Source organism: Xanthomonas sp. WHRI 6106, assembly GCF_040202405.1.
GTDB lineage: Bacteria > Pseudomonadota > Gammaproteobacteria > Xanthomonadales > Xanthomonadaceae > Xanthomonas > Xanthomonas cannabis.
Map to the genome: position 1 here is coordinate 663,153 of NZ_JBEGFC010000001.1, position 24,820 is coordinate 687,972.

Annotated in this window: 25 protein-coding genes and 1 pseudogene; 16 read left to right on the forward strand and 10 right to left on the reverse strand. The window is 66.5% G+C overall.

Going from position 1 to position 24,820, the window contains the following annotated elements; translation table 11 throughout:
* Nucleotides 1-83 precede the first annotated feature (83 nt).
* The 3 genes from pstS (ABQZ09_RS02970) to ABQZ09_RS02980 form a co-directional block, all read right to left on the reverse strand.
* On the reverse strand, nt 84-1,175 hold the full coding sequence (pstS, locus tag ABQZ09_RS02970) for a phosphate ABC transporter substrate-binding protein PstS (protein WP_184552073.1): 1,092 nt from the start codon (nt 1,173-1,175) through the stop codon (nt 84-86).
* Between the two features lie 261 nt (nt 1,176-1,436).
* Complete coding sequence (gene pstS / locus ABQZ09_RS02975) at nt 1,437-2,456, reverse strand: phosphate ABC transporter substrate-binding protein PstS (protein ID WP_184552071.1); 1,020 nt, start codon at nt 2,454-2,456, stop codon at nt 1,437-1,439.
* Between the two features lie 196 nt (nt 2,457-2,652).
* Entirely contained in the window at nt 2,653-3,903 is a 1,251-nt protein-coding gene (locus tag ABQZ09_RS02980) for an OprO/OprP family phosphate-selective porin (protein ID WP_349776075.1), read from the reverse strand.
* 336 nt (nt 3,904-4,239) lie between these two features.
* Between ABQZ09_RS02980 and ABQZ09_RS02985 the strand changes: the two genes are divergently transcribed.
* The 3 genes from ABQZ09_RS02985 (at nt 4,240) to ABQZ09_RS02995 (ending at nt 6,936) form a co-directional block, all read left to right on the forward strand.
* Nucleotides 4,240-4,560: a hypothetical protein gene (locus tag ABQZ09_RS02985; protein WP_184554019.1), complete on the forward strand. Its 321-nt coding sequence runs from the start codon at nt 4,240-4,242 to the stop codon at nt 4,558-4,560.
* Between the two features lie 115 nt (nt 4,561-4,675).
* Nucleotides 4,676-5,356 (forward strand): carbonic anhydrase, encoded by a 681-nt coding sequence (locus ABQZ09_RS02990; RefSeq protein WP_005996719.1) that lies wholly within the window; start codon nt 4,676-4,678, stop codon nt 5,354-5,356.
* An 11-nt stretch (nt 5,357-5,367) separates the two neighbouring features.
* On the forward strand, nt 5,368-6,936 hold the full coding sequence (locus tag ABQZ09_RS02995) for a SulP family inorganic anion transporter (protein ID WP_349776076.1): 1,569 nt from the start codon (nt 5,368-5,370) through the stop codon (nt 6,934-6,936).
* A 206-nt stretch (nt 6,937-7,142) separates the two neighbouring features.
* Here ABQZ09_RS02995 and nth read toward each other — a convergent pair whose 3' ends face one another.
* The 3 genes from nth to ABQZ09_RS03010 are packed head-to-tail and all read right to left on the reverse strand — an operon-like array spanning nt 7,143 to nt 9,020.
* On the reverse strand, nt 7,143-7,853 hold the full coding sequence (gene nth, locus ABQZ09_RS03000) for an endonuclease III (RefSeq protein ID WP_349776077.1): 711 nt from the start codon (nt 7,851-7,853) through the stop codon (nt 7,143-7,145).
* Nucleotides 7,850-8,230 (reverse strand): hypothetical protein, encoded by a 381-nt coding sequence (locus ABQZ09_RS03005; protein ID WP_349776078.1) that lies wholly within the window; start codon nt 8,228-8,230, stop codon nt 7,850-7,852. Before ABQZ09_RS03005 ends, nth begins: the two co-directional genes overlap by 4 nt.
* Nucleotides 8,231-8,237: 7 nt before the next feature.
* Nucleotides 8,238-9,020, reverse strand: coding sequence for an enoyl-CoA hydratase/isomerase family protein (locus ABQZ09_RS03010; RefSeq protein WP_349776079.1), 783 nt, complete (start codon nt 9,018-9,020; stop codon nt 8,238-8,240).
* 164 nt (nt 9,021-9,184) lie between these two features.
* Between ABQZ09_RS03010 and ABQZ09_RS03015 the strand changes: the two genes are divergently transcribed.
* The 4 genes from ABQZ09_RS03015 to ABQZ09_RS03030 all read left to right on the forward strand — a co-directional run bounded on the left by ABQZ09_RS03015 (nt 9,185) and on the right by ABQZ09_RS03030 (nt 12,710).
* Nucleotides 9,185-9,883: an FKBP-type peptidyl-prolyl cis-trans isomerase gene (locus ABQZ09_RS03015; protein ID WP_039412898.1), complete on the forward strand. Its 699-nt coding sequence runs from the start codon at nt 9,185-9,187 to the stop codon at nt 9,881-9,883.
* 118 nt (nt 9,884-10,001) lie between these two features.
* Complete coding sequence (locus tag ABQZ09_RS03020) at nt 10,002-10,799, forward strand: CoA pyrophosphatase (protein WP_349776080.1); 798 nt, start codon at nt 10,002-10,004, stop codon at nt 10,797-10,799.
* A complete protein-coding gene (locus ABQZ09_RS03025) occupies nt 10,796-11,668 on the forward strand; it encodes a sulfurtransferase (RefSeq protein WP_349776081.1) in 873 nt (290 codons plus the stop codon). Before ABQZ09_RS03020 ends, ABQZ09_RS03025 begins: the two co-directional genes overlap by 4 nt.
* A gap of 88 nt (nt 11,669-11,756) precedes the next feature.
* Nucleotides 11,757-12,710 carry a DUF1684 domain-containing protein gene (locus ABQZ09_RS03030; protein WP_349776110.1) on the forward strand — a complete coding sequence of 318 codons (954 nt, stop codon included), beginning with the start codon at nt 11,757-11,759 and terminating at the stop codon, nt 12,708-12,710.
* 38 nt (nt 12,711-12,748) lie between these two features.
* On the opposite strand, the gene ABQZ09_RS03035 is transcribed toward ABQZ09_RS03030, so the two are convergent.
* Nucleotides 12,749-13,324 (reverse strand): N-acetylmuramoyl-L-alanine amidase, encoded by a 576-nt coding sequence (locus tag ABQZ09_RS03035; RefSeq protein WP_039412435.1) that lies wholly within the window; start codon nt 13,322-13,324, stop codon nt 12,749-12,751.
* A gap of 23 nt (nt 13,325-13,347) precedes the next feature.
* On the opposite strand from ABQZ09_RS03035, the gene ABQZ09_RS03040 reads away from it, so the two are divergent.
* The 9 genes and pseudogenes from ABQZ09_RS03040 (at nt 13,348) to ABQZ09_RS03080 (ending at nt 21,813) form a co-directional block, all read left to right on the forward strand.
* A complete protein-coding gene (locus ABQZ09_RS03040; RefSeq protein WP_349776082.1) occupies nt 13,348-13,839 on the forward strand; it encodes an MOSC domain-containing protein in 492 nt (163 codons plus the stop codon).
* Complete coding sequence (locus tag ABQZ09_RS03045) at nt 13,836-14,363, forward strand: hypothetical protein (protein WP_184552057.1); 528 nt, start codon at nt 13,836-13,838, stop codon at nt 14,361-14,363. The genes ABQZ09_RS03040 and ABQZ09_RS03045 overlap by 4 nt, the downstream gene beginning before the upstream one ends.
* 40 nt (nt 14,364-14,403) lie before the next feature.
* On the forward strand, nt 14,404-14,910 hold the full coding sequence (locus ABQZ09_RS03050) for a GNAT family N-acetyltransferase (RefSeq protein WP_349776083.1): 507 nt from the start codon (nt 14,404-14,406) through the stop codon (nt 14,908-14,910).
* A 186-nt stretch (nt 14,911-15,096) separates the two neighbouring features.
* A complete protein-coding gene (locus tag ABQZ09_RS03055; protein ID WP_349776084.1) occupies nt 15,097-16,710 on the forward strand; it encodes an ABC-F family ATP-binding cassette domain-containing protein in 1,614 nt (537 codons plus the stop codon).
* Nucleotides 16,689-16,879 (forward strand): annotated as a pseudogene (locus ABQZ09_RS03060) (hypothetical protein). Before ABQZ09_RS03055 ends, ABQZ09_RS03060 begins: the two are co-directional and overlap by 22 nt.
* Nucleotides 16,876-19,011 (forward strand): bifunctional 23S rRNA (guanine(2069)-N(7))-methyltransferase RlmK/23S rRNA (guanine(2445)-N(2))-methyltransferase RlmL, encoded by a 2,136-nt coding sequence (rlmKL, locus tag ABQZ09_RS03065; RefSeq protein ID WP_349776085.1) that lies wholly within the window; start codon nt 16,876-16,878, stop codon nt 19,009-19,011. The pseudogene ABQZ09_RS03060 and the gene rlmKL overlap by 4 nt, the downstream one beginning before the upstream one ends.
* A gap of 144 nt (nt 19,012-19,155) precedes the next feature.
* Complete coding sequence (locus ABQZ09_RS03070) at nt 19,156-19,932, forward strand: NAD kinase (RefSeq protein ID WP_039412455.1); 777 nt, start codon at nt 19,156-19,158, stop codon at nt 19,930-19,932.
* Nucleotides 19,933-20,110: 178 nt separating this feature from the next.
* Entirely contained in the window at nt 20,111-21,076 is a 966-nt protein-coding gene (locus ABQZ09_RS03075) for a 5'-nucleotidase (protein ID WP_184442227.1), read from the forward strand.
* Complete coding sequence (locus ABQZ09_RS03080) at nt 21,073-21,813, forward strand: spermine/spermidine synthase domain-containing protein (RefSeq protein WP_228313623.1); 741 nt, start codon at nt 21,073-21,075, stop codon at nt 21,811-21,813. Before ABQZ09_RS03075 ends, ABQZ09_RS03080 begins: the two co-directional genes overlap by 4 nt.
* A 150-nt stretch (nt 21,814-21,963) precedes the next feature.
* Here ABQZ09_RS03080 and ABQZ09_RS03085 read toward each other — a convergent pair whose 3' ends face one another.
* From ABQZ09_RS03085 to sbcB, 3 genes are all read right to left on the reverse strand, one after another.
* Nucleotides 21,964-22,530: a DUF2939 domain-containing protein gene (locus ABQZ09_RS03085; RefSeq protein ID WP_349776086.1), complete on the reverse strand. Its 567-nt coding sequence runs from the start codon at nt 22,528-22,530 to the stop codon at nt 21,964-21,966.
* A gap of 112 nt (nt 22,531-22,642) precedes the next feature.
* On the reverse strand, nt 22,643-23,329 hold the full coding sequence (locus ABQZ09_RS03090) for a DUF2461 domain-containing protein (protein WP_039412460.1): 687 nt from the start codon (nt 23,327-23,329) through the stop codon (nt 22,643-22,645).
* Nucleotides 23,326-24,771: an exodeoxyribonuclease I gene (gene sbcB, locus ABQZ09_RS03095; RefSeq protein ID WP_349776087.1), complete on the reverse strand. Its 1,446-nt coding sequence runs from the start codon at nt 24,769-24,771 to the stop codon at nt 23,326-23,328. The genes ABQZ09_RS03090 and sbcB overlap by 4 nt, the downstream gene beginning before the upstream one ends.
* Between the last annotated feature and the right edge of the window lie 49 nt (nt 24,772-24,820).

Here is a 24,820-nt window from a genome sequence, read left to right on the forward strand (position 1 = left end):
GGGAGCGTGAGACATCAGGAACGGCGAGGCGCCGTCAGGCACCTCGCCGCCGCGCAGCCCGCCCTGCAGGCGGGATGCAGGCATTACTTGAACTCGCTGCCCCAATAGGCCTGGATCTGCTTCACCAGCTCCGGCGGCAGCGGCACGTAATGCAGTTCGCTGGCCTGGGTCTGGCCGTTTTCCAGCGCCCACTTGAAGAAGTCCAGGGTCGCCTTGCTGCGCGCAGCATCCTTGGCCTGCTTGTGCATCAGCATGAAGTTGGTGGCGGTGATCGGCCACGCCTTCTCGCCGGGTGCATTGGTGATCACCAGGTTGAAATCCTTGGCGTTGGCCCAGTCGGCGCTGGCAGCGGCGGCGGCGAAGCTTTCCGCATTCGGCTCGACCCACTGGCCAGCCGCGTTCTGCAGCGAGGTGTACGGCATCTTGTTCTGCAGCGCATAGGCCAGTTCGACATAGCCGATCGAGCCTTTGATCTGCTGCACGTACGAGGCCACGCCTTCATTGCCCTTGCCACCCACGCCACCCGGCCACTGCACCGAGGTGCCTTCGCCGACCTTGCTCTTCCACTCCGGGCTGACCTTGGACAGGTAGTTGGAGAAGTTGAAGGTGGTGCCCGAGCCATCCGAACGGTGCACCAGGTTGATCTTGGTGGCGGGCAGGGTCACGCCCGGGTTGGCCGCGACAATGGCCGCGTCGTTCCACATGGTGACCTTGCCCAGGAAGATGTCGCCCAGCAGCGCGCCGGTCAGGCGCAGCTTGCCCGGGGCGATGCCTTCCAGATTGACCACCGGCACCACGCCGCCGATCGCGGACGGGAACTGGCCCAGGCCGGCCTGCTGCAGCTCGGCGCTGTCCAGCGGCTTGTCGGTCGAACCGAAATCCACCGTGCCGGCCTTGATCTGGGCAATGCCGCCGCCGGAGCCGATCGACTGGTAGTTGACCTTGTTGCCGGTGGCGGCGTTGTAGTCGGCCGACCACTTGGACACCAGCGGGTAGATGAAGGAGGCGCCGGCGCCGGAGATTTCGGCAGATGTGCTGTCGCCTGCGGTGGCGCCTGCGCTGGGAGCGCCCTTGGCGGCATCGCCGGACTGCGCGTCCTTGCCCGGGGAGCATGCGGCCAGGGCAAGGGCGATGGTGAGGGACAGGGCGGTCAGGCTGGCCGACTGCAATTTCATGGAAGCTCCGAGGCTGGATTGGCCGGGTGTCCGGCAGACCACGCTATGAAATGATGTTTTTGTTACACGTGCATGACAGTGCCTTCTGGCGAAGGCATCACAAAAAAGACGCGGACCACGGAGGGCATCGCACCCTCCGGGATCCGCGTCCCGGTCCCGACGCCGGGGAGAGAGACGGCGCCGTTCCTGTGACAGGTTGTTGCCTTGCTCGGCGGCCGGGCGAGCGGTGGAACGCCTGCCCGCCCGCTGCCCTGGCTGTGCTTAGCGCGGGAGGGTCTTGGCCCAATAGGCCTCGATCTGGCTCACCAGACTGTCCGGCAGCGGCACATAGTCCAGCTGCTTGGCCTGTGCATCGCCCTTGCTGTAGACCCAGCGGAAGAACTCCAGCGTGTTCTTCAGGCCGGCCGGATTCTTCGGCTTCTTCTGCACCAGGATGAAGTTGGTCGCCGTGATCGGCCAGGCGTTGTCGCCCGCAGCATTGGTCATCACCAGGTAGAAATCCTTGGAGGTGGCCCAGTCGGCGCTGTTGGCGGCAGCGGCGAAGGTTTCATCGGACGGCTGCACGAACTTGCCGGCGGCGTTCTTCATCGCAGTGAAGGCCATCTTGTTCTGCAGCGCATACGACAGCTCGACATAGCCGATGCCGCCCTTGATCTGCTTCACGTACGCGGCCACACCCTCGTTGCCTTTGCCGCCGATGCCGGTCGGCCACTGCACTGCGGTGCCTTCGCCGACCTTGCCCTTCCAGTCGGCATTGACCTTGGACAGGTAATTGGTGAAGTTGAAGCTGGTGCCCGAACCGTCGGAGCGGTGCACTACGGTGATCTTGCCGTCGGGCAGCTTCATGCCCGGGTTGAGCGCGGCGATTGCTGGGTCGTTCCAGGTGCTGACCTTGCCCAGGAAGATGTCGCCCAGGGTCTTGCCGTCGAGCTTGAGCGCACCGGCAGCGACGCCCGGCACGTTGACCACCGGCACCACCCCGCCGATCACCGACGGGAACTGCGCCAGCCCGGCAGCGGCCAGTTCTTCCGGTTTGAGCGGGGCGTCGGAAGAGCCGAAGTCCACGCTGGCCGCCTTGATCTGGGCAATGCCGCCGCCCGAACCGATCGACTGATAGTTGACCTGCTTCTTGGTGGCGGCGTTGTAGTCGGCCGACCACTTGGACATCACCGGGTAAATGAACGACGCACCGGCGCCGGTGACATCGGCGGCCTGGGCACACAGTGCCAGCGACGCGGCGAGCATGCCGACGGCCAGGCGGGTCTTGAAGGAGTGGATCACGGAACAGCTCCAGATAGGGTAGGGATCGGGACGTCCCGCGGTCGTGCCATTGCAGTGCAGGGGCATGACCGCGCGATGTCGGGTAAATGACAGGCGGGTGACGCGGGCGTGCGATGGCACGCCGGGTCGGGCGGGGCAATCAGGCGGCACCCTGCGGGCTCTGGCGAGCCGCCTGGCGCCCGGCGCGGTCGCAGGCTTACCAATAGAACTGCGCGCGCGCCTCGATGATCGACGGGTTGTCGTCCACCAGTCCGCGCGTGGCGCTGCCGTAACGGGTGCTTTCCACCTTGGCGTAGTCGAGCGCCAGCTTGAAGTTGGAGCGCCAGTACCAGTTGGCACCGATCGTCCACACATCCATCTTGCCGCCCAGCACGCCGTCCACGAACGGGGTGTTGCCGTTGGCAATCAGATGGCCATCGTTGAGGTCGAGGGTGTCGTAGCGCATCGCCAGCTGCCACATGCCCGACGCCGGTTCGTTGGGCAGCGGGGTGGTGGGCGCGCCGGCCTTGTAGCCCCACGTCTCGCCGGTGATGTTCCAGACGCCGCTGACGTACCAGCCATCACTCTTGTAGTCCTGCGCGTTGGTGCCGATACGCTTGGCGGTTTCCTGGAAATATTCGCTCTGCAGCTTGAACGGCCCGGTGACCCACATCGCCTCTGCCCCCGCGACGCCCACGCGGTCCACATTGGTGATGGCGCCGCTGTCGATCAGGCGGATCGTGGTCAGGTCGGCATCCGGGCGCGCGCGCAGGCGCAGGGTGTCGTCGTCGGTGTCGTACCCGAGGTAGCTGAGGCCGAAGTGCAGCACGTCGCCGGTTTCGTTGATCGGTGCCCAGGTGCCGCGCGCCCCATAGCCGCTGCCGTGGGCCTGGTTGCGGGTCAGTTCACGGCCGAACGCACTGGCCGTCACGCTCCAGTTGTTGTCGCCGATGCCGTAGGCCATGCCCAGGCGGCGCGAAATGCCATAGGTATTGGTCACCGACGCCTTGGAGACGAAGTCGTTGTTCTTGGTGCTGGACAGTTCTTCCAGGCTGTTGGGCTGCTTGAACTGGCCCACCTGCAGGTAGTTGTTGGCGTTGCCGCCAAACTTGTACTTGATGTTGTTGTCCAGGAACCGCCCGGTGCTGCGGATGGTGGTGCCGCGGATGGTGACGTCCTTCAGCACGCTCGGGTCGTACCCGGCCACCCATTCGAAATTGCCCGGGCCCTTGCCCTTGAGCACCAGCTCGGCGCGGCGGATGCTGAACTCGGAATTGTCGCCATTGGCACCGATTGGACCGTTGAGGTCCTGCACATCGTTGTGAAACCAGTTGCCGTCGGCCTGGACCAGGCCTTCCAGCGAGATCTCCGAGCCACCGATCACATCGATGGCGATCTCGGCGTGTGCTGCAGGGGCGGCCAGTGCCAGCAGCAGCGCGGAACCAAGCAGGGTGGGAGCGAGTTTCATAGATGCCTTGCGACCTGAGAAATTGGGCGCAGGCTATGGCGTGAAAGTGGCGTTAATGTGACAAGACGATAGAAACGTCACAATTGATTTTTGCCAATAAAGACAAGAGTTTACGGTCGTTTCAACTGTGTCGTCGTGTGTCAAAAATCTGAACGCAGCTGGTTTATGACAGAGCTTTGATCACGCCAGTTCCGCCTGTTCTGAGAGCTACGTCACTGGCGACCTGAACCGTCACCATTGCAGGCTGAACATATATGTCAGTTTGTGCGACGCACCACTTGCGCATGCCGCGTCTAAATTGTTAGTTTCGAGGCCATGTTTCCTCGATTCCTCCAACTGTTGCTGGTCTGCTTGCTCGCGCTCAGCGCGTGGTCGGCCGCCAGTGCACACACGCGCGTCCAGGATGCGTTGGTGGGCGATGGTTTGGCGGTGATGGTGGATGCTGGCGAACAACGCGATGCAGCAGAAGATCCGCAGGACGATGGCGATACGCAAAGCCAAGTCGATACACAGCCTGCAGACGATATCCCCTTGCTCTCCCAAGCTTGGCCGATGCTGGCGCGGTACTCCCCCTCATGGCACGCGCATCACGCGCCGGCAAATCAAAAACGCGACCTGATCCCGCAACTGCGTCCTCCAAACGCACTGCTTGGCTGATCCCCGTTGTCGCTGCACCCGGCGCTTCCTGCGTCGGATTTCCGATTGATTTGTTTGTCTTTGCAATTCGCGGTTTGCACCGCGGACGGCCATTCGTTGCCCAGAGGAATCTCCCATGGAAAGTTTGCTTGAAGGTTTTCGTCATTTCCGTAAGGAAGTCTATCCGCGCCAGAGTGCGCGCTTTCAGGAACTGGCAGGCGGCCAGAGCCCGCACACGCTGTTCATTACCTGCGCCGATTCGCGCGTCATGCCGGAGCTGATCTTCTCCGCGCAACCCGGTGAACTGTTCGTCTATCGCAATATCGGCAACGTGGTGCCGCCGTACTCGCAGCACGTCAGCGGCGTGGTGGCGGCGATCGAGTACGCCATCGCCGTGCTTGGCGTGCGTCACATCGTGATCTGTGGTCATACCGATTGCGGCGCGATGAAGGCGGTGCTCAAGCCGGAATCGCTGGAAGACGTCCCGTCCGTGGCGGCGTGGCTCAAGCACACCGATGCGGCGCGTCACGTCACAGCGCATCACGGGCACGATCCGGCCAGCCAGGACGCACTGAGCTGCATGACCGAAGAGAACGTGGTCTCGCAGCTGGACCACCTGCGCACGCAGCCGGTGGTGGCCGCGCGTCTGGCCGCCGGCACCTTGCGCATCCATGGCTGGATCTACGACATCGCCCACGGCGAGATCCGCGCCTTCGATGCCGAGAAGGGTGGCTTCCGTCCGTTGCTGGCCGAGAGCACCCCCGAAGCCACTCCGCGTCCGCGACTGCAGCAAGTCGTCCGCGCTGAACTCGCCTGACGGAGTCGATCATGAACACATCAGGTATCGGCGGATATTTCCGTCAGGGGCTGTTCGGGCGTGATTTGTTGTCGTCCGTGGTGGTCTTTCTTGTCGCGCTGCCGTTGTGCATGGGTATTGCGATCGCGTCCGGAATGCCGCCGGCCACAGGTCTGATCACCGGCATCATCGGTGGGCTGGTCGTTGGCTTTCTGGCGGGCTCTCCCTTGCAGGTGAGCGGTCCGGCCGCCGGCCTTGCTGTGTTGGTGTTCGAACTGGTGCGAGAGCACGGCGCCGCCGCGCTCGGTCAAGTGATCCTGGTGGCCGGTGCCATCCAGCTGGTCGCCGGTCTGTGCCGGGCAGGCGTGTGGTTCCGGATGACGTCGCCGGCCGTGGTGGCCGGCATGTTGTCGGGCATCGGCATCCTGATCGTGGCTTCGCAGGCACACGTGTTGATGGACGCCGCGCCCAAGGCGCGTGGTCTGGAAAACTTCGCTGCACTGCCGGCCGTGTTGTGGCAGGCCATCAGCGAGGGCACCGGCCGTACCGCACTGTTGGTGGGTCTGGCCACGATCGGCATCATCCTGGCCTGGGACAAGCTGCGTCCGCAGCGTCTGCGCTTCCTGCCGGGTGCGTTGATCGCGGTGGTGGCGGTGACGGCAACGGTGCAGTTGCAGGGCTTGAACGTCAACAAGGTCGACGTGCCGACCAACCTGTTCTCGGCGATCAGCATCCCCAGCCTTTCCGACATCTTTGGTGTGTTCAACCACACGTTGCTGGTGTCGGCGGTGACCTTCGCCTTCATCGCCAGCGCCGAAACGCTGCTGTCGGCGGCGGCGGTGGATCGCATGCATCAGGGGGCGCGCACGCAGTACGACCGTGAGCTGGCGGCGCAAGGTGTGGGCAATATGCTGTGCGGCTTCCTGGGTGCACTGCCGATGACCGGCGTGATCGTGCGCAGTGCGGCCAACGTGCAGGCTGGTGCTGCCACGCGTACGTCGACCATCCTGCATGGCGGTTGGCTGCTGGTGTTCGCGATGCTGTTGCCGTGGCTGCTGCGGATGACGCCGGTGGCGTGTCTGGCCGGCATCCTGGTCTACACGGGCGTGAAGATGATCAAGATCGGGCAGGTCAAGGAGCTCGCGACCTACGGTCGTGGCACCGCGGCGATCTACCTGGCGACCACCTTCGCGATCGTGGCGACCGACCTGTTGACCGGCGTTTTGATCGGCTTCGGCCTGTCGCTGTTCCGTCTTGCGCTGCATTCCTCGCGTCTGAAGGTCGAAGTGCGCGAGCACGCTGACAAGAAGGACGAAATGCACCTGACCCTGCAGGGCTCGGCCACCTTCCTGAAGGTGCCGGCCATGGCGCGGACGCTGGAAAGCGTGCCGCCGAACACCGCGCTGCACCTGGACGTGGCCAAGCTGCATCACGTCGACCATGCCTGCATCGAGTTGCTGCGCGACTGGAGCCGCAACGCGGCTTCGCGTGGTTGCGAGCTGGTGGTGGACTGGAAGGAGCTGGACCGGCGCGTCGAAGGTCAGCCGAGCGTTGACAGCGTGCTGGTCGACAAGCGCGTCGAGCAAGCCAAGGCTGCATAACCTGCTGTACCTGCCCGGCGTACGCGCCGGGTGATCCCTGTCGTGACCGGATGATGCATGGCGCCGAAAGACGCATCATCCGGTCGCGATTTTTTTGAGCCGGGATTGGGGAATCGGGATTTGGGATTCGCAAACGCAGCGGTCGCGCTGGTGAGGCGATTGCTCGGAGTCAGGCGGTGGGTTGCTTTTTGCGGTGGCGCGACTGCTCAGCCTGTGGGCGTTGTCGGCCGTTCGGCCGGTGCGGGGGTCTTGTCGCGGTAGCGGCAGAGGTCATGGATCACGCAGCCGGGGCAGTCGGGTTTGCGTGCCTTGCAGACGTAGCGGCCGTGCAGGATCAGCCAGTGGTGTGCGTCATGCAGGAACTGCGCAGGAATGACCTTGACCAGTACGTCTTCCACGGCGCGCACGTCCTTGCCGGGTGCAAGGCCGGTGCGGTTGGCGACGCGGAAGATATGCGTATCCACCGCCATGGTCGGTTCGCCGAAGGCGGTGTTGAGCACCACGTTGGCGGTCTTGCGGCCCACTCCGGGTAATGCCTCCAAGGCAGCGCGATCGTGCGGCACTTCGCCGCCGTACTGCTCCAGCAGGATGCGGCAGGTGGCGATGACGTTCTTGGCCTTGGCGTTGAACAAGCCGATGGTCGCGATGTAGCGCTTCAGGCCTTCTTCGCCCAGATCCAGGATGTCGCGCGGGGTATTGGCCACCGGATACAGCTTGCGGGTGGCCTTGTTGACGCCGACATCGGTGGCTTGTGCCGACAGCAGTACGGCGATCAATAACTCGAACGGGGTGGTGTATTCCAGCTCGGTGGTCGGGTGCGGATTAAGTTCGCGCAGGCGCTCGAACATCTCCTGTATTTCGGGCTTGCGCATGCTGCTGCCGCGCCGTGCCGGCGGAGTTGCCTGCGTCGCGTTCATGGCTGCGCTCCGCCGGCGGCTTTTGCCTTGGCGCGCGCCAGGATGGCAGCGGCCAGCGGCGGCAATGCCGGTGCTGCCGGCTGGCTGGGCGTCGGGGCGGGCGCCCTGCGTGCATCGCGTTCGGCGGCGCGGCGTTGCAGGCGCGCGGTACGTGCGCGATAGCGCTCGCGTGCCGCCCAGGCATCGCGCAAGCGCCGTTGTGCGGCCAGCAACGTGGCGCACACCTGCGCGCAGTTGGCGTCCAGGGCGTCGTGCTGCGGGTCGGGCAGGTACGCCATCAAGCCGAGCGCCAGCGCACGGTCGAGATCGTCGGCCACCACACAATCGAACAACTGCAAGAGCAACGGACGCGGTGCCGGGATGGGGTCGAGCGTCATGGCGATGTCAGCGGTTGCTGAAGTGGGCAGCGCGCTTGTCGAGGAAGGCGCGGGTCCCTTCGCGCATGTCCTCGCTGGCAAACAACAGCGCAAATTGCGCGGTTTCCAGTTGCAGGCCTTCTTCCATCCCGCATTCTCCGCCGAACACCACCGCGTCCAGGATGCCGCGCAATGCCAGCGGTGCGGCGGTGGCCAGCCGCTGCGCCAGTGCCAGGGTTTCGTCCTGCAAGGCGTCCGGCTCGGCCACCCGGTTGACCAGCCCGAGTTGCAGCGCACGCGCCGCATCGATCGGCTGGCCGAGCAGGCACAGCTCCAGCGCTGCAGCGCGTCCGGTCAGGCGCAGCAAGCGCTGGGTGCCGCCGAAGCCGGGGATCAGGCCGAGATTGATTTCCGGTTGCCCGAGCCGTGCGGTCGCTGCGGCAATGCGCAGGTGGCAGGCCATGGCCAGCTCCAGGCCGCCGCCAAGCGCAAACCCGTTGACCATGGCGATCACCGGCTTGGGCATGCGTTCGATGCGGCGCATCAACTGCTGCCCGACCAGCGAAAACGCACGGCCTTCCATGGCCGACAGCTCACTCATCTCGGCGATGTCCGCGCCGGCCACGAACGACTTGGGACCGGCACCGGTGAGGATCACCACGCGCACATCGTCGGCGCTCGCGGCGTCTGCGAAGGCCTGATCCAGTGCCAGCATGGTGTCGCGGTTCAAGGCGTTCAGCTTGTCCGGGCGATTGACCGTAATGGTCCGGACATTGGCGTGATCGGCGAGCAAAATGACGTGGCTGGACATCGAAAACCCTTGAGAACGTAAAAAAATAGTAAATGCGGAACTTCCGAAAGCCTTGCTGGTCCTAGCTTTCGTGATAAGTAGCGGTTCGGTATCGCGGCCGCTATCCTAGCGCGTCATCTCAGGCGGCAGACCCGTCCTGTGCCACCACCCTGGAGAATTGTTTGATGAAGTTGCGTTCTATCGCGGTCGCTGTGGCGGCCCTGGCCCTGACGGGCAATGCACTGGCCCAGGACACGACGTCCGAAAAGGGCAAGTTGAGCTATTACTTCGGTTACGACTACGGCAATAACCTTGCCGAGCTCACCGGTCGCGGCGAGCAGCTCGACATCAACTCGGTGGTAAAGGGTCTGCAGGACGCCTATGCCAAGAAGCAGCCGGCGATCACCGCCGACCAGCTGAAGCCGGCTGTCGAAGCGTTCCAGAAGCGTGAGCAGGGCCGTGCACAGCAGGCCAAGGCCGAGTACGACAAGGCCGCTGCCGCCAACAAGACCAAGAGCGATGCGTTCCTGGCCAAGAACAAGAGCGCCGCTGGCGTACAGACGCTGCCGAGCGGCGTGCAGTACCGCGTAATCGAAGCAGGCAAGGGTGCCAAGCCGACCCAGGCCAGCACCGTGCAGCTGGAAGTGGCCGGTCCGTATCCTTTCGGCGACCGCGAGAAGGCGCGCCCGGCGCAGCAGATCCCGGCCATCAAGGTCAGCGAAGTCGAAATGAAGGCCATGCGCGAAACGCTGCTGCAGATGCCGTCCGGCTCGAAGTGGGAAGTGACGTTGCCGCCGGAGCAGGCCTATGGCGCCGATCCGCGCACGCCGTTCCCGCCGAACGTGGCCGTGCAGTTCGAGATCAAGCTGGTCAGCGTCAAGTAACTGCGGTTGCTGTTGCACTGACAACGCCGGCCAACAGGCCGGCGTTGTCGTTTTTGGCCCGGCCAAGGTGCCTGAAGAGATCGATGAACGTCCCACACCGCGTCTGCAGCAGCAAACGATGAGCGCCACCGACGCGGCCGCTGGGTCTCTGCCCAGTCCATGTATCGGTGTATGTTCGTTGGACGCGCAATCGCACTGTGTCGGCTGCCTGCGCAGCCTGGATGAAATCGCACGCTGGATGAGCATGAGTGACGTCGAACGCCAGGAGTTGTTGCACACAGTCTTGCCGGCACGGGGCCTGGTTGCCGCATTGCCCGAGTACGCGCAGCTGCGACGCGCGCTGTACCCGCTGGATACCGCGCCTGCCGGGCCGGGCTGGAACCATGCCGAACTGATCGATCTGAGCGAGGGAGGCGCGTCTGCCGAAGCGGCGGTGCTGTGCGGCCTGGTGCCACGCGCGCAGGGCACGACGGTGCTGCTGACCCGGCGCACCGACAGCCTGCGCCACCATGCCGGGCAGGTCAGTTTCCCGGGGGGGCGGATGGAGCCGTCCGATGCCGACGCGGCCGCGGCCGCATTACGCGAAAGTTGCGAGGAAATCGCCCTCGGTACGCAGCAGGTGCACGCGCTGGGCTATCTGGACCCATTCCTGACCGTGAGCGGATTCCGGGTGACGCCGGTGGTGGCAGTGGTCGATCCTGCCTTCGTCGCGGTGCCGCAGCCGGATGAGGTGGCCGAGGTCTTCGAAGTGCCGCTGGCCTACTTGATGGACCCGGACAATCTGCGCAGCGTGGAACTGGAATTTCGCGGGCGCCCACGCCGCGTGCTTGAATACGACTGGCCCGGGCAGCGCATCTGGGGCGCCACCGCGGCCATTCTTCTCAATCTTCGTCGTCGCCTGGAGCAGGTTGCATGAGTGTCGATCCAAACTGGACCACGTTGGTGGACGTCAGCACGCTGGCGAGCACGTTGGCGCACCCGCAGGTGCGCGTGCTGGATGCGCGCGCCGCGCCACCGACTGCCCCGGACCCGGAGGCCGCACGCAAGGCGTATGCGCAAGGGCATTTGCCCGGCGCGTTTCATGCCGATCTGGACGACGACCTGGCCGACCTGTCGCGCCCCGGTCAGGGGCGGCATCCGTTGCCGCATGCCGCCGATTTCGCCCGCCGCCTGGGCGGGTGGGGCATCGATCCGGCGAGTCAGGTGGTGGTCTACGACGCGGGCGACGGCAGCATGGCGGCCGCGCGCGCGTGGTGGATGCTGCGCCTGATGGGGCATCGGCGCGTGGCGGTGCTCGATGGCGGGCTGGCTGCGTGGCGCGCTGCCGGCTTGCCGGAAACCGGCGAGCAGCCGGAGCAGCACGAGGGGCCTGCGTGCCCGGGTAGCTTCGACAGCGCTGCGGTGGTCGACGCCGAGCACATCCTGGCGCGGCTGGGGCAGGCGCCGGGATGGCTGCTGGACGCACGCGCGGGAGAGCGCTTTCGCGGCGAGCTGGAGCCGATCGATCCGGTGGCCGGCCACGTGCCGGGCGCGATGAGTCGTCCGTTGGGGCTGAGCCTGCGCGATGGCCGCTTCAAGCCGGCCGAGGAACTGCATGCGGAACTGTCTGCGCTGCTGGGCGCGTACCGGCCCGAGCAGGCGGTAGTGATGTGCGGCTCCGGGGTGACGGCCTGCCACCTGCTGCTGGCGCTTGAAGTGGCCGGGCTGCCCGGTGCGCGGGTGTACGCCGGTTCCTGGAGCGGTTGGCTGCAGGATCGCTCGCGTCCGGTCGCGACCGCTGCCTGATGCATGCACAATGACTGCAGGAATGGTGGTCTGTGGGGACGCAGGCTCGCTGCGCGGAGCGCAGTTTCTTGCAGAGTTGGGTGGCGACATGCGGGTGCAATTGCAGGCCGGCGCCTTGTGCGTCGCAGTGATGTCGATGACGGCGTGCTCGGCGGGTTCGACTGCCGACACCAACGGTGTGCGGGGCGCCAGCCGTGACGAGGACGACGGGCAGCAGGTCTATCAGGTCGCTCTGGAGCAGGCACGTGCGCAGCGGCTGGCACGGTTACGGGCGCCGGATGGTTGGCTGAGCTACACAGGCTCCGGCCGCGTCCGCGCGGGCCGGTACCAGGTGGGCAGCGATCCGCGCAGCGACCTGGTGTTGCCGGCCGGTCCTGCGCACCTGGGCCAGCTGAGCCTGGACGCCTCCGGCCACGTGCGCTTCAAGGTAGCCGCCGGCGCAGGCGTGAAACTGCACGGTCGGCCGGTCGATGAAGTCAGCCTGGAGCCGGAGCGCGTCGATCAGCCCGGCGACCGCCTGGACGTGGACAACCGGCAGTTCTACCTGGTGCAGACCGGCGCGTTGTTCGGCTGGCGGTTTCGCGACCCGGCGGCGCCCGTATTGGCCCGGTTCCAGGGCTTCGACTATTTTCCGATCGATCCGCACTGGCGTGTTCAGGCGCGCTGGCAGCCGTATGCCACGCCGCGGACCGTGACCTTGCTGACCTCGATCGGAACGCCACTGACGGTGGACGTGCCGGGCGAGGCGGTGTTCGAGCGCAATGGGCAGACCTATCGCCTGCAGCCGATCGCGCAGGAGGACGGCAGTGGGCTGTTTTTCCTGTTTGCCGATCGCACCAGCGGCAAGGAGAGCTACGGCGGCGCGCGCTATCTGTTCACCGCGCTGCCGCGCGATGGCCATGTGTTGCTGGATTTCAATCTCGCGGAAAACCCGCCCTGCGCGGTGACGCCGCATGTGGTCTGCCCGATCGCGCCGCCGGAAAACCGGCTCGCCGTGGCCGTCGATGCGGGCGAAAAAACCTATCGTGCTCCGGAGCCGTGAGGCGCCGCTGAGGCGTTGCTCCAGCGCAGGGCGTGCGGTCAACGCAGGCTGTGCGACCAGCCAACGGCTGCATGGATGCGTGACCACGGAAACAACGGGCCGGGGTCGAGCTTGCGCTGGATCTTGCGGGACGGGTCGTCACTGGCCGCTTCCTGCGTGGTATCGAGCTCCTGATGTCCGGCGATCCGGCGCACCGATGGTAGCTGCTGCTGCAGCCACTGCAGCAAGGTGATGAGTGCGCCGATCTGTGGCTCCGGGTACGCCTCGCTCATCAGTTGATGGCGCGAGTCGAGCCAGTGCGGATAGCGGCCGCGGTTGACCAGTTCGATGCCAAGTGTGTGCGGGTTGTGGCCGCGCACATGATGGGCGACGCGCTCCAGCGCGACGTACTGCTGGATGCTGCCGTTGCGGTCGATGTAGTAATGCCCGCTGTTGCCGGTGCCGCTGTCGTAGAGCACGCGCTCGCCGTAGTCGCGCGCCATCGCCATGTCCGGCAGTTCGGTGCAGTGGATGACCACCATGTCGATGTGCCCGAGCGGGCGCCGCGCCAGTCGCGATTCGTAGGGCAACGGCGCGTAGGTGATCGGCGGCGACGGCAGGACGGCATCGGACATGTGGCGAATGCTAGCATTCGACGATGGCCTTGAATCCCGACAGCCCCCTGGGCAAATTGATGGCGACGCTGCCGCAGACCGGTCAGGTGACCTGGATCGGCGTGCGTCCTGCGCGTGATGTGGACATGCTGGAGGTGGACGCCGCGCAGGCCACTACCGGTATTGGCTTGGTGGGCGACCGCTACAAGGGCGGCAGCGGCAAGCGGGGCGTGACCCTGATCCAGGCCGAGCACCTGCCGGTGATTGCGGCGCTGGCAGGCCACGCGCAGATCGCACCGGCCACGCTGCGACGCAATCTGGTGGTGTCCGGCATCCCGCTGATCGCATTGAAAGGGCGGCGCTTTTGCATCGGCGAGGTCGAGCTGGAAGGCACCGATCCCTGCGACCCGTGCTCGCGCATGGAAGACGCACTGGGTGCTGGCGGCTACAACGCGATGCGCGGACATGGCGGCTTGTGCGCACGCATCCTGCGCGGCGGCGTGCTGCGCATCGGCGATGCGGTGCAGGCGCTATGAGCCGCGGGCACTGCATCCTCGCGCATGGATTCGAGAGCGGTCCCGATGCCTTGAAGGTCACCGCGCTGGCCGAGGTGGCCGAACGTCTCGGATGGACCCACGAGCGGCCGGACTTCACCGATCTGGATGCGCGCCGCGATCTGGGCCAGCTGGGCGATGTGCGCGGGCGTCTGCAACGGTTGCTGGACATCGCGCGTGCTGCGGCCGACAAGGGCCCGGTGGTGCTGGCGGGGTCCAGCCTGGGGTCGTATATCGCCGCGCAGGTCTCGCTGCAGGTGCCCACGCGTGCGCTGTTCCTGCTGGTGCCGCCGACCAGAATGGGGCCGTTGCCGGCGCTGGATGCGGCGGCGGTTCCGATTTCGATCGTGCATGCCTGGCACGATGAACTGATTCCCGCCGCCGAGGTGATCGCCTGGGCACAGGCACGCGCCGCGCGGCTGTTGCTGGTCGACGACGGACATCGCCTGGCATCGCATGTCGACGCGTCGGCACGCGCGTTTGCCGAACTGCTGCAGAGCCTGTGATGCGCCATCTCGGGCACCTGCGTCGCCGGCGAGCCGGGCAATGAGCATTCTGATCCGCGAAGCGTCCGAGGGCGATGCGGCGGCCATCGAGATCCTGACGATGGTGGCATTCATGCGCGACGAGCACAGCCGCCACGACGAACAGCATGTGATCGCTGCACTGCGCGAGGACGGCGCGCTGGCGTTGTCGCTGGTGGCCGACCATGACGGCTATGTAGTGGGGCACCTGGCGGTGTCGCCGGTGTCGCTGTCGGACGATTCGCCCGGCTGGTTCGCGCTGGGGCCGCTGGCCGTGGGGCCGGGGCACCAAAAACAGGGTCTGGGCACGCGGCTGGTGCAGGCGGCGCTCGCCAGCCTGCGCGAGCGCGGTGCGGCCGGTTGCCTGGCGCTGGGCGAGCCGGCGTTCTTCAAGCGGTTGGGCTTTGCGGTCGAACCCGGGCTGGTGTTGCCCGATGTGCCCGCATCGGAACTGCAGGCGCTGGCCTTCGGCGACCGTCTGCTGCCGCTGGCCGATGTCGCCTACCACCCGGCCTTCGGGCTGAGCTGAGCGCCGGCTGCATGGGCACGGGTCTGCCGCCCGTGTATCGCCGCTGGAGCTGCAGGTTAGACTGGTTGCACGTAACCCGTTGAGGACCAGTCCAATGCGCCATTGATGCCGCCGTCGTGATGACGGCCTTACCTGCTGCTGGTCCGCTTGGATCGGCGCATGTGCTGGCATGCAATGGAGACCTGTATGACCTGTCCGTCGCTGACGCTGGAAGGCGTTGCGTATGTGCTGCCCGATGGCAGCCCGCTGTTTTCCGATCTGAATATCCACATCGACCAACGCGCCACCGGCCTGGTCGGGCGCAATGGCGTGGGCAAGAGCGTGCTTGCGCGGCTGCTGGCCGGTGAGCTGATGCCCAGCGCCGGGCGTTGCGTGCGCAGCGGTCGCGTGCACTACCTGCCGCAGCGGGTGAGCGTTGCGCCGGGCCAGACCATTGCCGACTTGGCCGGTGCTGCGCAGCTACTGGATGCGCTGGACCGCATCGCCGCTGGCAGCGTTGCGCCGGCCGATTTCGAACGCGTTGGCGAGCGCTGGACCGCCCATGCGCAATTTGCCGAAGAGCTCGAGCGGCAGGGCCTGGGTGGGCGCGATCCGCGTGCGCCGGCCGCGCACCTGAGCGGCGGCGAAGCGGTGCGCGTGGCGCTCGCCGGTGCGTTTGTGACCAGGCCGGATTTTATGATCCTGGACGAGCCCAGCAATCACCTGGATGGCCCGCAACGCCAGCGGCTGATGGATCAGTTGCTGGCGTGGCGCGGGGGCTTGCTGGTGATCAGCCACGACCGCGGCCTGCTCGATGCAATGCAGCGCATTGTTGAATTGTCCGCGCAGGGACTGCGCAGCTACGGCGGCAATTACGCGTTCTATGCGCAGCAGCGCGCCATCGAACAACAGGCGGCCGCCGATCTGCTGGCCCAACGCAAACATGCGCGCACACGCGGCGAGCAGGCACTGCGCGAGCAGTTGCAGCGTCAACAGCAACGCCAGGCACGCGGTGCGCGCGCTGCGGGGCAGGCCAATCAAGCGCCGATCCTGCTGGGCAGGCAGAAGCAACGCAGCGAAGTCAGCGCGGGGAGGCTGCAGCAGCAACGTCAGGCCGAACAGCTGCGGCTGAGCGAAGCGGTGGTGCAGGCCGCAGCGCAGGTGGAGGCAGATCGCGCGATCGCCGTGCTGGCGCCGGGCGCACCCGCCGGCGCATCGCGGCGTCTGGCCACGCTGCGGCAGGTGGAACTGGCTGGCGGGCGGCTGGGCGGGCGGCGGGTGAACCTGCTGCTGCAGGGGCAGCCGCGGATCGGTCTGGTCGGCCCCAATGGCAGCGGCAAGTCCGCGTTGCTGCAACTGCTGGCAGGGCGCCTGCAACCAAGTGCGGGGCACTGCCAGGTGCATGTGCCGGTGGCCTATCTGGATCAGGACTTGGCGCTGCTGGACCCGGCGCGCTCGGCCGCAGCGCAACTGTGCGATGCAGACCCGGGCGCGCCGGCCCACGCACAGCGGCTGCGCCTGGCGCTGCTGGGGCTGGACCAGGCGCGTGCCGACCTGCCCAGCGGCCAGCTCAGCGGCGGCCAGCGGCTCAAGGCGGCGCTGGCCTGCGCGCTGTACCGAGCGCAGCCGGCGCAACTGCTGTTGCTGGACGAGCCGACCAACCACCTGGATCTGGCCTCGGTGGAAGCGATCGAAGCGCTGCTGTGCGGCCACCAGGGTGCGCTGATCGTCGCCTCGCACGACGCCGCCTTCCTGCAACGGTTGGGCTTGCAACAGCGACTGGACACCGCGCAGGCGCAGTGGCGGCTGGCGCCGTGGTGAACCGTGCGGCGGGCACTCCGGCCGCCGGGCTGGTAATGCCGGCCGCGATGGCCGACCATTTGCGGCCGTCCACGGCGGCCACGGCATTGCCCACCAGGGCGCCGGCCCGTTGTCCTGCTCCCACGCTCGCCGCCGCGGCCAGCGTCTTTATCGATACCTGCCTACGTGAAATTCTTCGCATCCTGTGCCAAGGGCCTGGAATACCTGCTTGCCGACGAGCTGCTCGCGCTCGGTGCCAGCAAGGCCACCGCCACCATCTCCGGCGTCAACGTCGAGGGCGAACTACGCGATGCGCAGCGCGCCGTGCTGTGGTCGCGCCTGGCCAGCCGCGTGCTGTGGCCGCTGAGCGAATTCGATTGCCCGGACGAAGACGCGCTGTACGCCGGCGTGGCCGAACTGCCATGGGACGCGCACCTGTCGGTGGGGCACACGCTGTCGGTGGACGCGCATGTGTCCGGGACCGCCATCACCCATGCCCGCTACGCGGCGCAGCGCATCAAGGACGCGGTGGTGGACACCATGCGCCGGCAGGGGCTGGAGCGCCCGTCGGTGGATGTGGAAAGCCCGGACCTGCGCCTGAACCTGTCGCTGCGCAAGGGCCGCGCCACCATTTCGGTGGACCTGGGCGGCGGCCCGCTGCATCGACGCGGCTGGCGCATGGCGCAGAACGAGGCGCCGTTGAAGGAAAACCTGGCTGCGGCGGTATTGATGCGCGGCGGCTGGCCGCGCGCCTATGCCGATGGCGGCGGCCTGCTGGACCCGATGTGCGGCAGCGGCACGCTGCTGATCGAAGGCGCGCTGATGGCCGCCGACGTCGCCCCGGGCCTGCAGCGCTACGGCAGCGATGTGCCCAGCCGTTGGCGCGGTTTCGACCGCGACTACTGGCAGCAACTGGTCAGCGAAGCGCGCGAACGCGACAGCGTTGGCCGCGCTGCGCTCAGGCAGGTGATCCACGGCAGCGACATGGACCCGCACGCAATCCGCGCCGCGAAAGAGAATGCGCAAGTCGCCGGTGTGGCCGAGGCGATCTGGTTCGGCGTGCGCGAAGTGGGCGAGTTGCAGACCCCACCGCAGGCCACGGGCGTGGTGGTGTGCAATCCGCCCTATGACGAGCGCCTGGCCGCTGATGCGGCGCTGTATCGCCGCCTGGGCGATACCTTGCAGCGCGTCGTACCGCAGTGGCGGGCCAGCCTGCTGTGCGGCAATGCCGAGCTGGCGTATGCCACCGGCTTGCGCGCAGCCAAGAAGTACCAGCTGTTCAATGGCGCGATCGAGTGCGCGCTGATCGTCTGCGACCCGATCGCAGTGCCGCGGCGCACCCCGCTGGCGGCGCCGACCGCGCTCAGCGAAGGCGCACAGATGGTGGCCAACCGTTTGCGCAAGAATCTGCAGAAATTCAAGAAGTGGCGCGCGCGCGAAGGCATCGAATGCTTCCGCGCCTACGACGCCGACCTGCCGGAATATTCCGCTGCCATCGACGTGTACCAGCAAGCCGATGGCGACCGGCGCATCTTCCTGCATGTGCAGGAATACGCAGCGCCCGCAACGATCCCGGAAGCCGATGTGCGCCGTCGTCTCAATGAATTGCTGGCTGCCGCGCGCGAGGTCTTCGAGGTGCCGGCCGAGCGCGTTGCGCTGAAGTCGCGCGAGCGCGGCAAGGGCGGCAGCAAGTACGGCCGGTTCGAACAGCGCAACGAAATCGTCCACGTGCGCGAACACGGCGCGTTGCTGCGGGTGAACCTGTTCGATTATCTGGATACCGGGCTGTTTCTGGACCATCGCCCGCTGCGCGGCACCATGGCGCAGCAGTCCAAGGGGCGCCGCTTTCTAAATTTGTTCTGCTACACCGGCGTGGCCAGCGTGGAAGCGGCGGTGGCCGGCGCTGCCTCCACCACCAGCGTGGATCTGTCCGGCACCTATCTGCAGTGGTGCGCGGATAATCTTGCGTTGAACGGCCAGGCCGGCAGCAAGCACAAGCTGGTGCAGGCCGATGCATTGGCGTGGCTGGAAGCCGAGCGCGCGCATTTCGACGTGATCTTTTGCGACCCGCCGACCTTTTCCAACTCTGCACGCGCCGAGGACTTCGACATCCAGCGCGAGCATGTGCGCCTGCTGCGCGCGGCGGTGGCGCGTCTGGCGCCGGGCGGCGTGCTGTATTTCTCCAACAACTTCCGCCGCTTCAAGCTGGACGAAGACGCGGTGGCCGAGTTTGCGCAGTGCGAGGAGATCAGCCCCCGCACCATCGACCCGGACTTCGAGCGGCATGCACGCATCCATCGCGCATGGCGGTTGACGGCCTGAGGCGTACCGCGATGGGTGGTGGGTGGTGGGCGCGGTGCCCGCGGCAAGAGGCGCAGCGGCGGCGACGCACGCGAGGGCAGGGGGCGTGGCAACAAGCCCAGCACAGGGCTGCGGTATGCTGATTCGCATGCTTTGGAGTCGACAATGACCGCACCACCCCGCATCGCCTTTCTGGCCAGCCCCACCGAGCCCGCGGCCAACGCGCGCGCGCGCCTGGTGCAGCGCTATGGCGATCATCCGCTGGAGACGGCCGATGTCGTCTGCGCCCTGGGCGGCGACGGCTTCATGCTGCAGACACTGCATCGCCACGGTGCCGCCGACAAGCCGGTGTTCGGCATGAAGCTGGGGTCGGTCGGGTTCCTGATGAACCAGTATCGCGACGATGAAGACGACTTGCTGGCCCGTCTGCAACGTGCCGAACCGGCGCATCTGCGGCCGCTGGAAATGCTGGTGCAGACCGAATCTGGCAGCAGCGCCGGGTCGCTGGCGTACAACGAAGTCTCGCTGTTGCGGCAGACCCGCCAGGCCGCGCATCTGAGCGTGGATCTGAACGGACAGACCCGCATCGCCGAGCTGATCGGCGACGGGGTGATGGTGGCCACACCGGCCGGCAGCACCGCCTACAACTACTCGGCGCACGGGCCGATCCTGCCGCTGGGCTCGCATACGCTGGCACTGACGCCGATCGCGCCGTACCGCCCGCGCCGCTGGCGCGGCGCCATCCTCAAGGCCGATACCGAAGTGCGTTTTCGCGTGCTCGATCCGTACAAGCGCCCGGTCAGCGTCACCGCCGATTCGCACGAGATCCGCGATGTGGTGGAAGTGACCATCCGCGAATCCACCGAGCGCCGGGTCACCTTGCTGTTCGATCCGGAACACAACCTGGAAGAGCGCATCTTCAGCGAGCAGTTTGCGGTGTGAGGGGCGGGGATTGGGCATTGAGGATTCGGGATTGGCAACAGCAGCAGCGCGGCGCGTGGCGCATGCGACGGTGCCGACACAGTGCGCTGCGGTAGGAACGACCCGATCCCGAACATGAATTCTCCACTCCCTGCTTCTGACCAATCCCGAATCCCCACTCCCGAATCCCGGCACCCAAATGGCTGACAACTCCCCCAGGCTCCTGACCGTCGCGGTGACCTCGCGCGCGCTGTTCGATCTTGAAGAAGGGCATGCCCTGTTCGAGGCCAGCGGGGTGGAGGCGTATTCGGCGTTCCAGCGCGAGCACGAAGACGACATCCTGCAACCGGGCGTGGCGTTCCCCGTGGTGCGCAAGCTGCTGGCGCTCAATCACGATGTGCCCGAGGAGACGCCGCGGGTGGAAGTGATCCTGTTGTCGCGCAACTCCGCCGATACCGGTTTGCGCATCTTCAACTCGATCCAGCACTACAACCTGGGCATCGTGCGCGCCACCTTCACCTCCGGCGAGCCGACCTGGCCGTATGTGAAGCCGTTCGGCACCGATCTGTTCCTGTCGGCCAATCCGGAATCGGTGCGGCGCGCGCTCACCCATGGCATCGCCGCAGCAACCATCATGCCGCGTGCGCCGGGCGAGCGTGCCGAGGCGGCTGCGGCCATCGTGGACAACGACGAGAGCCGCCTGTCCACCCAGCTGCGTATCGCCTTCGATGGCGATGCGGTGATCTTTGGCGACGAGAGCGAGCGCATTTCTCGCGAGCAGGGTGTCGAGGCATTCGGGCGGCACGAGCGCGAGCGTGCCCGCGAGCCGCTATCGGTCGGGCCGTTCCGTAATTTTCTCTCTGCGCTGCATACGTTGCAGGCGGCGTTTCCGGCCGGCGAGTCGTCGCCGATCCGCACCGCGCTGGTCACCGCGCGCTCTGCACCGGCGCATGAGCGGGTGATCCGCACGCTGCGCGAATGGGGCGTGCGGCTGGACGAGGCGCTGTTTCTGGGCGGGCGGCACAAGGGGCCGTTCCTGGAAGCCTTCGGTGCAGACATCTTCTTCGACGACTCGCAACACAACATCGACAGCGCACGCCAGCATCAGCACGTGGCAGCCGGCCATGTGCCGCACGGCGTGGCCAACGATCCGCCGGGCGTATGAGTGCGCCGCAGCCGCCCGGACGCGCTGCGCTGCGCCGTCGCTGGCGCACCCTGGAGCTGTGCTTCGACGAGCAGACGGTCCAGACACGCATGTCGTGCTGGGCGCCGCATCGGTTGATGCTGCCGTATACGCGCAGCATGTTGGCGGCGTTGTGGCTGCAGCCGCGGCCCGAGCGCATCGGCGTGATCGGTGTGGGCGGCGGTGCGCAGGTCAAGTTCTGCCATCGGTATCTGCGCAACACACGCGTGGAGGCGGTGGAAGCCGATGCGCAGGTGCTGGCGCTGCGCGATGCGTTCGCGCTGCCGCGCGACGATGCGCGGCTGGAGATCAGCTTGGGCGACGGCGCGCAGTGGATCGGCCCGCGTGCCGGTCGCTATGACCTGTTGCTGCTGGATGCCTACGACACCAACGGGATTCCGCCGGCCTTGTGCACGCCGGCGTTCTACGCCCAGTGCCGCGCGGCACTGACCCCTGACGGCGTGCTGGCGTTCAACCTGTACGACGTGCCCATCGCCGGGCACCTGGCGCAGCTGCGTTCGCTTTTCGACGGTCTGGTGCTGGCGCTGCCCGAGCCGGACCTGCGCAATCAGGTGGTGTTTGCCTGGAATCGGCGACATACCCCGGCGACCCCGGAACAGGTCCTGGCGCCGTTGCCGTGGGCAGCACGCCGGCAGCTGCGACCTTCGATGCTGCGGCTGCAGGCGGCATGGACCGAGCGCGCTTGGCGGTTTGCGTAAGGCGTCAGCCTGCGTGGTGCGCCAAGCGGTGATGGCGGCAGTCACGCGGCGCTCACCCGCCGACTGCATGCACGATGTTGCAGACCATCGGTGCAGCGTGTCGACCAGCGCTTGCTCGCACGCCAGGTCGTCCGCATCCGTACGCAGCACCTACGGCGCGGGCGAGTCGCCTTGGGCGCCGAGCGGTAGCTGGATGTCGGTGAGTCGCCAGCGCAGGCCCTGGCGGGTGAGCACGAACACCACCGGTGCGCCGGTGGCGGTGTACGTGGTGGCGGTGAAGCGGCGGGTGGATTCGAAGCGTTGCGTCGCGCCCTGCAGCGGGCGGGCAGGAGATGGCGCGGCATAGGTGTCGGCGCTGACGGTGTCGCCGATGACGCGGTTCCACACGCTGTGGCCCTGCAGCAGTGCACCAATGCCCAAGGGCGTGATCAAGGTATCCACGCCTGCGCCGCTGATGCCGCTGGCCAACCGCAGCGCAACACCGCCGAACAGGCTCGACTGCGCGCTGCTGCCGGCCTGGCGGATCAGGTAATCGTCCAGTTGCGCCTTGAGGTTGACGCGCAGGCTGGGGAAATCGACATGGCGATCCAGCTGCCCGGCATAGCGGTCGGCCACCGCCTGGCTGATGCCGCGGATGGCCAGGTACGGCCCTGCCACCACATAACCGGCCAGCAAGGCGACGATCAGCAAGGGCAATAACCACCAGCGTTTTTTCATCGTTCGCACTCCGTTGCCAAGGGCGGTGGTGGTTGCCTGCACTCTGCGGCAAATGGCCGCCACGCGCTGATCGATGGCAGCGCACCGCCCAGCGGTGGCGCTGCATGCGCTGTCAAAATTCCAGATCCAGCGCGGCGCACAGGTAATCGACAAACGGCGCCAATGTCACCAGATCGGCCTCGATGGTCTGGCGCAGGCGCGGGCCGGTCATCAGCGCATCGTCCAGGTGGCGCAGATACGCCCAGTTGCGATGCTTGAGATCGTCGATGAACTCGAAATCAGCTGGAAAACCGCGCGGTGCACGCACCAGTTTTTCACTGTCGTCCAACGCAAACTTGCGACGCAGCTTGGGTGCGTATGCAGCGGCTTTCCAGCTGCCGGGGTTTTCGAAGATGAACTGGCGCAGCTTGCGTTGCGTGTCCGGCTCCGGGTGCCACAGCCCCGCGCCGACGAAACTCTCGCCCGGTTGCAGGTGGATGTAGAACGACGGCGCGGGAACCTGGCGGCGGCGCTCATGGAACAGGCGCGCGCCCTGCCAGTTCTTGTAAGGCGACTTGTCGTTGGAAAAGCGCGCATCGCGATAGATGCGAAACAGCGAGCCGCCCTGGGTCTTGGGGTCGGCGCGATAGTGCTCGCTGACCTGCGCCAATGCCGGCTGCAGGTCGGTGATCAGCTGCAGGAACGGCTGACGCACATGCGCTTCGTACTGGTGCCGATGGTCGTTGAACCAGGTCTTGTCGTTGTGGCGGGCCAGGGCACGCAGGAACTTGAAGCTGGCGTCGGAAAAGTAGGTGGTCATAGCGTGCGTTGGAGGTCCGAACCCCAGGCGGCGAGCTGGTCGAGTAGGGCTTGCTTGGTAGCATCGTCGGGGTGAGCGAGCCGTAAATCCGCAATCTGCGCGTCATACTGCTCCAGGGTGACTTCGCCCAACCCGCGGTCTTCCAGCAGGCGCTGGCGACGGTACACGTTCCAGCGGTCGTGTTCTTCGGGCGACAAGGTCTGCGGCCAGTTGCGCGCACGGTAGCGGAACAGCAGTTCGACCAGGCGTGGATCGCGGAAACGCGCTTCCAGGGCGCCCAGCTCGTCTGGCGCACTGGCACGGACCTGGGCCAGCAAGCGCTTGTCGCCCTCGGCCAGAAAGCCGTCGTAGAGCGAGGCGTCGGCATCATTGGCCGCTGCGGCAGCGGCGCGGTCGTTGCCGTAGACCTGACGTACCTTTTCGGCGAGCGCGGGCCCCAGCTCGCGCAGCCGTGCGGCCTTGGCCATCACCACGTCGCGGTCCACGCCCAGGCGCTGGAAGTCCGCCGCGCGCAGGTGCTGCCAGGACACCAGTGCCGGCGATTTGTTCAGATGCACCTCTTTCAGCGGAATGCGTTGCTCGCCCTCGGGCAGATCCGCGGCGCGGATATACAGCCGGTCGGCAATCTCGTCGGGGCTCAGGCGCAACAGCACCTCCGGGTCGCCGTCCAGGTCGAACACGATCACCCGGCTGTCGATGCGCGGATGCCGCGTCAGCGGCAATACTGCGGCGGCACACAGGCGCGAGGCCGAGTAGCGCTGCGACACATGCAGCACCGGCTCCATCGCAATCACGTCGAGCAGGGTGGCGGCAAAGCGCTTGTCGCGCAGGCGCAAGGCGTAGTCCCACAGCTTGGGCTGATGCTGCTGAAATTTGCGCGCCATGCCGATGGTGGCGTACACGTCGGACAGCGCTTCGTGCGCATCCCCTTCGCGCACGGCGTTCGCGTTGGCCAGATGCTCCAGCTTGAACGACGTGGCGCCATCTTCGCGCTGTGGCCAGGCGATGCCATCCGGGCGCAATGCGTGCACCAGGCGCAGCACGTCCAGCAGATCCCACCGCGAATTGCCGCCGCGCCATTCCCGCTCATAGGGATCGTAGAAATTGCGGAACAGGCCACAGCGCACGAACTCGTCGTCGAAGCGGATCGAGTTGTAGCCCAGCGTGCAGGTCTGCGGCCGGCTCATCTGCTCGGCGATGCGTGCAAATGCCTCGGCCTCGCTCACGCCCTCGCGCAACGCATGCTGCGGGGTGATGCCGGTGACCATGGTGGCGTACGGGGAGGGCAGCAGATCGTCGGCCGGTTGCACGAAGAAGCTGACCGGTTCTTCGATCACGCGCAGCTGCGCATCGGTGCGCACCGCCGCGAACTGCGCGATACGGGTGCGGCGCGGGTCCTGGCCGAAGGTTTCCAGGTCGTAGAAGAGAAAGCTGTCAGGCATGCGGGTGCAAGATCCAGATGCGCAGCGCACGGCGTATGCGCTGCCGGTG

Excerpts from the sequence above, each read along its gene's own strand:
- ABQZ09_RS03070 (WP_039412455.1), top strand. The coding sequence starts at position 19,156 with ATGACCGCACCACCCCGCATCGCCTTTCTGGCCAGCCCCACCGAGCCC.
- ABQZ09_RS03005 (WP_349776078.1), bottom strand. The coding sequence starts at position 8,230 with ATGACGCTCGACCCCATCCCGGCACCGCGTCCGTTGCTCTTGCAGTTG.
- ABQZ09_RS02980 (WP_349776075.1), bottom strand. The coding sequence starts at position 3,903 with ATGAAACTCGCTCCCACCCTGCTTGGTTCCGCGCTGCTGCTGGCACTG.
- ABQZ09_RS03045 (WP_184552057.1), top strand. The coding sequence starts at position 13,836 with ATGAGCCGCGGGCACTGCATCCTCGCGCATGGATTCGAGAGCGGTCCC.
- ABQZ09_RS03035 (WP_039412435.1), bottom strand. The coding sequence starts at position 13,324 with ATGTCCGATGCCGTCCTGCCGTCGCCGCCGATCACCTACGCGCCGTTG.
- ABQZ09_RS03020 (WP_349776080.1), top strand. The coding sequence starts at position 10,002 with ATGAGCGCCACCGACGCGGCCGCTGGGTCTCTGCCCAGTCCATGTATC.
- ABQZ09_RS02990 (WP_005996719.1), top strand. The coding sequence starts at position 4,676 with ATGGAAAGTTTGCTTGAAGGTTTTCGTCATTTCCGTAAGGAAGTCTAT.
- ABQZ09_RS03010 (WP_349776079.1), bottom strand. The coding sequence starts at position 9,020 with ATGTCCAGCCACGTCATTTTGCTCGCCGATCACGCCAATGTCCGGACC.
- ABQZ09_RS03075 (WP_184442227.1), top strand. The coding sequence starts at position 20,111 with ATGGCTGACAACTCCCCCAGGCTCCTGACCGTCGCGGTGACCTCGCGC.
- ABQZ09_RS03015 (WP_039412898.1), top strand. The coding sequence starts at position 9,185 with ATGAAGTTGCGTTCTATCGCGGTCGCTGTGGCGGCCCTGGCCCTGACG.
- ABQZ09_RS03055 (WP_349776084.1), top strand. The coding sequence starts at position 15,097 with ATGACCTGTCCGTCGCTGACGCTGGAAGGCGTTGCGTATGTGCTGCCC.
- ABQZ09_RS03040 (WP_349776082.1), top strand. The coding sequence starts at position 13,348 with ATGGCCTTGAATCCCGACAGCCCCCTGGGCAAATTGATGGCGACGCTG.
- pstS (WP_184552073.1), bottom strand. The coding sequence starts at position 1,175 with ATGAAATTGCAGTCGGCCAGCCTGACCGCCCTGTCCCTCACCATCGCC.
- ABQZ09_RS03050 (WP_349776083.1), top strand. The coding sequence starts at position 14,404 with ATGAGCATTCTGATCCGCGAAGCGTCCGAGGGCGATGCGGCGGCCATC.
- nth (WP_349776077.1), bottom strand. The coding sequence starts at position 7,853 with ATGAACGCGACGCAGGCAACTCCGCCGGCACGGCGCGGCAGCAGCATG.
- ABQZ09_RS03085 (WP_349776086.1), bottom strand. The coding sequence starts at position 22,530 with ATGAAAAAACGCTGGTGGTTATTGCCCTTGCTGATCGTCGCCTTGCTG.
- sbcB (WP_349776087.1), bottom strand. The coding sequence starts at position 24,771 with ATGCCTGACAGCTTTCTCTTCTACGACCTGGAAACCTTCGGCCAGGAC.
- ABQZ09_RS02995 (WP_349776076.1), top strand. The coding sequence starts at position 5,368 with ATGAACACATCAGGTATCGGCGGATATTTCCGTCAGGGGCTGTTCGGG.
- ABQZ09_RS03080 (WP_228313623.1), top strand. The coding sequence starts at position 21,073 with ATGAGTGCGCCGCAGCCGCCCGGACGCGCTGCGCTGCGCCGTCGCTGG.
- ABQZ09_RS03025 (WP_349776081.1), top strand. The coding sequence starts at position 10,796 with ATGAGTGTCGATCCAAACTGGACCACGTTGGTGGACGTCAGCACGCTG.
- ABQZ09_RS03030 (WP_349776110.1), top strand. The coding sequence starts at position 11,757 with ATGCGGGTGCAATTGCAGGCCGGCGCCTTGTGCGTCGCAGTGATGTCG.
- ABQZ09_RS03090 (WP_039412460.1), bottom strand. The coding sequence starts at position 23,329 with ATGACCACCTACTTTTCCGACGCCAGCTTCAAGTTCCTGCGTGCCCTG.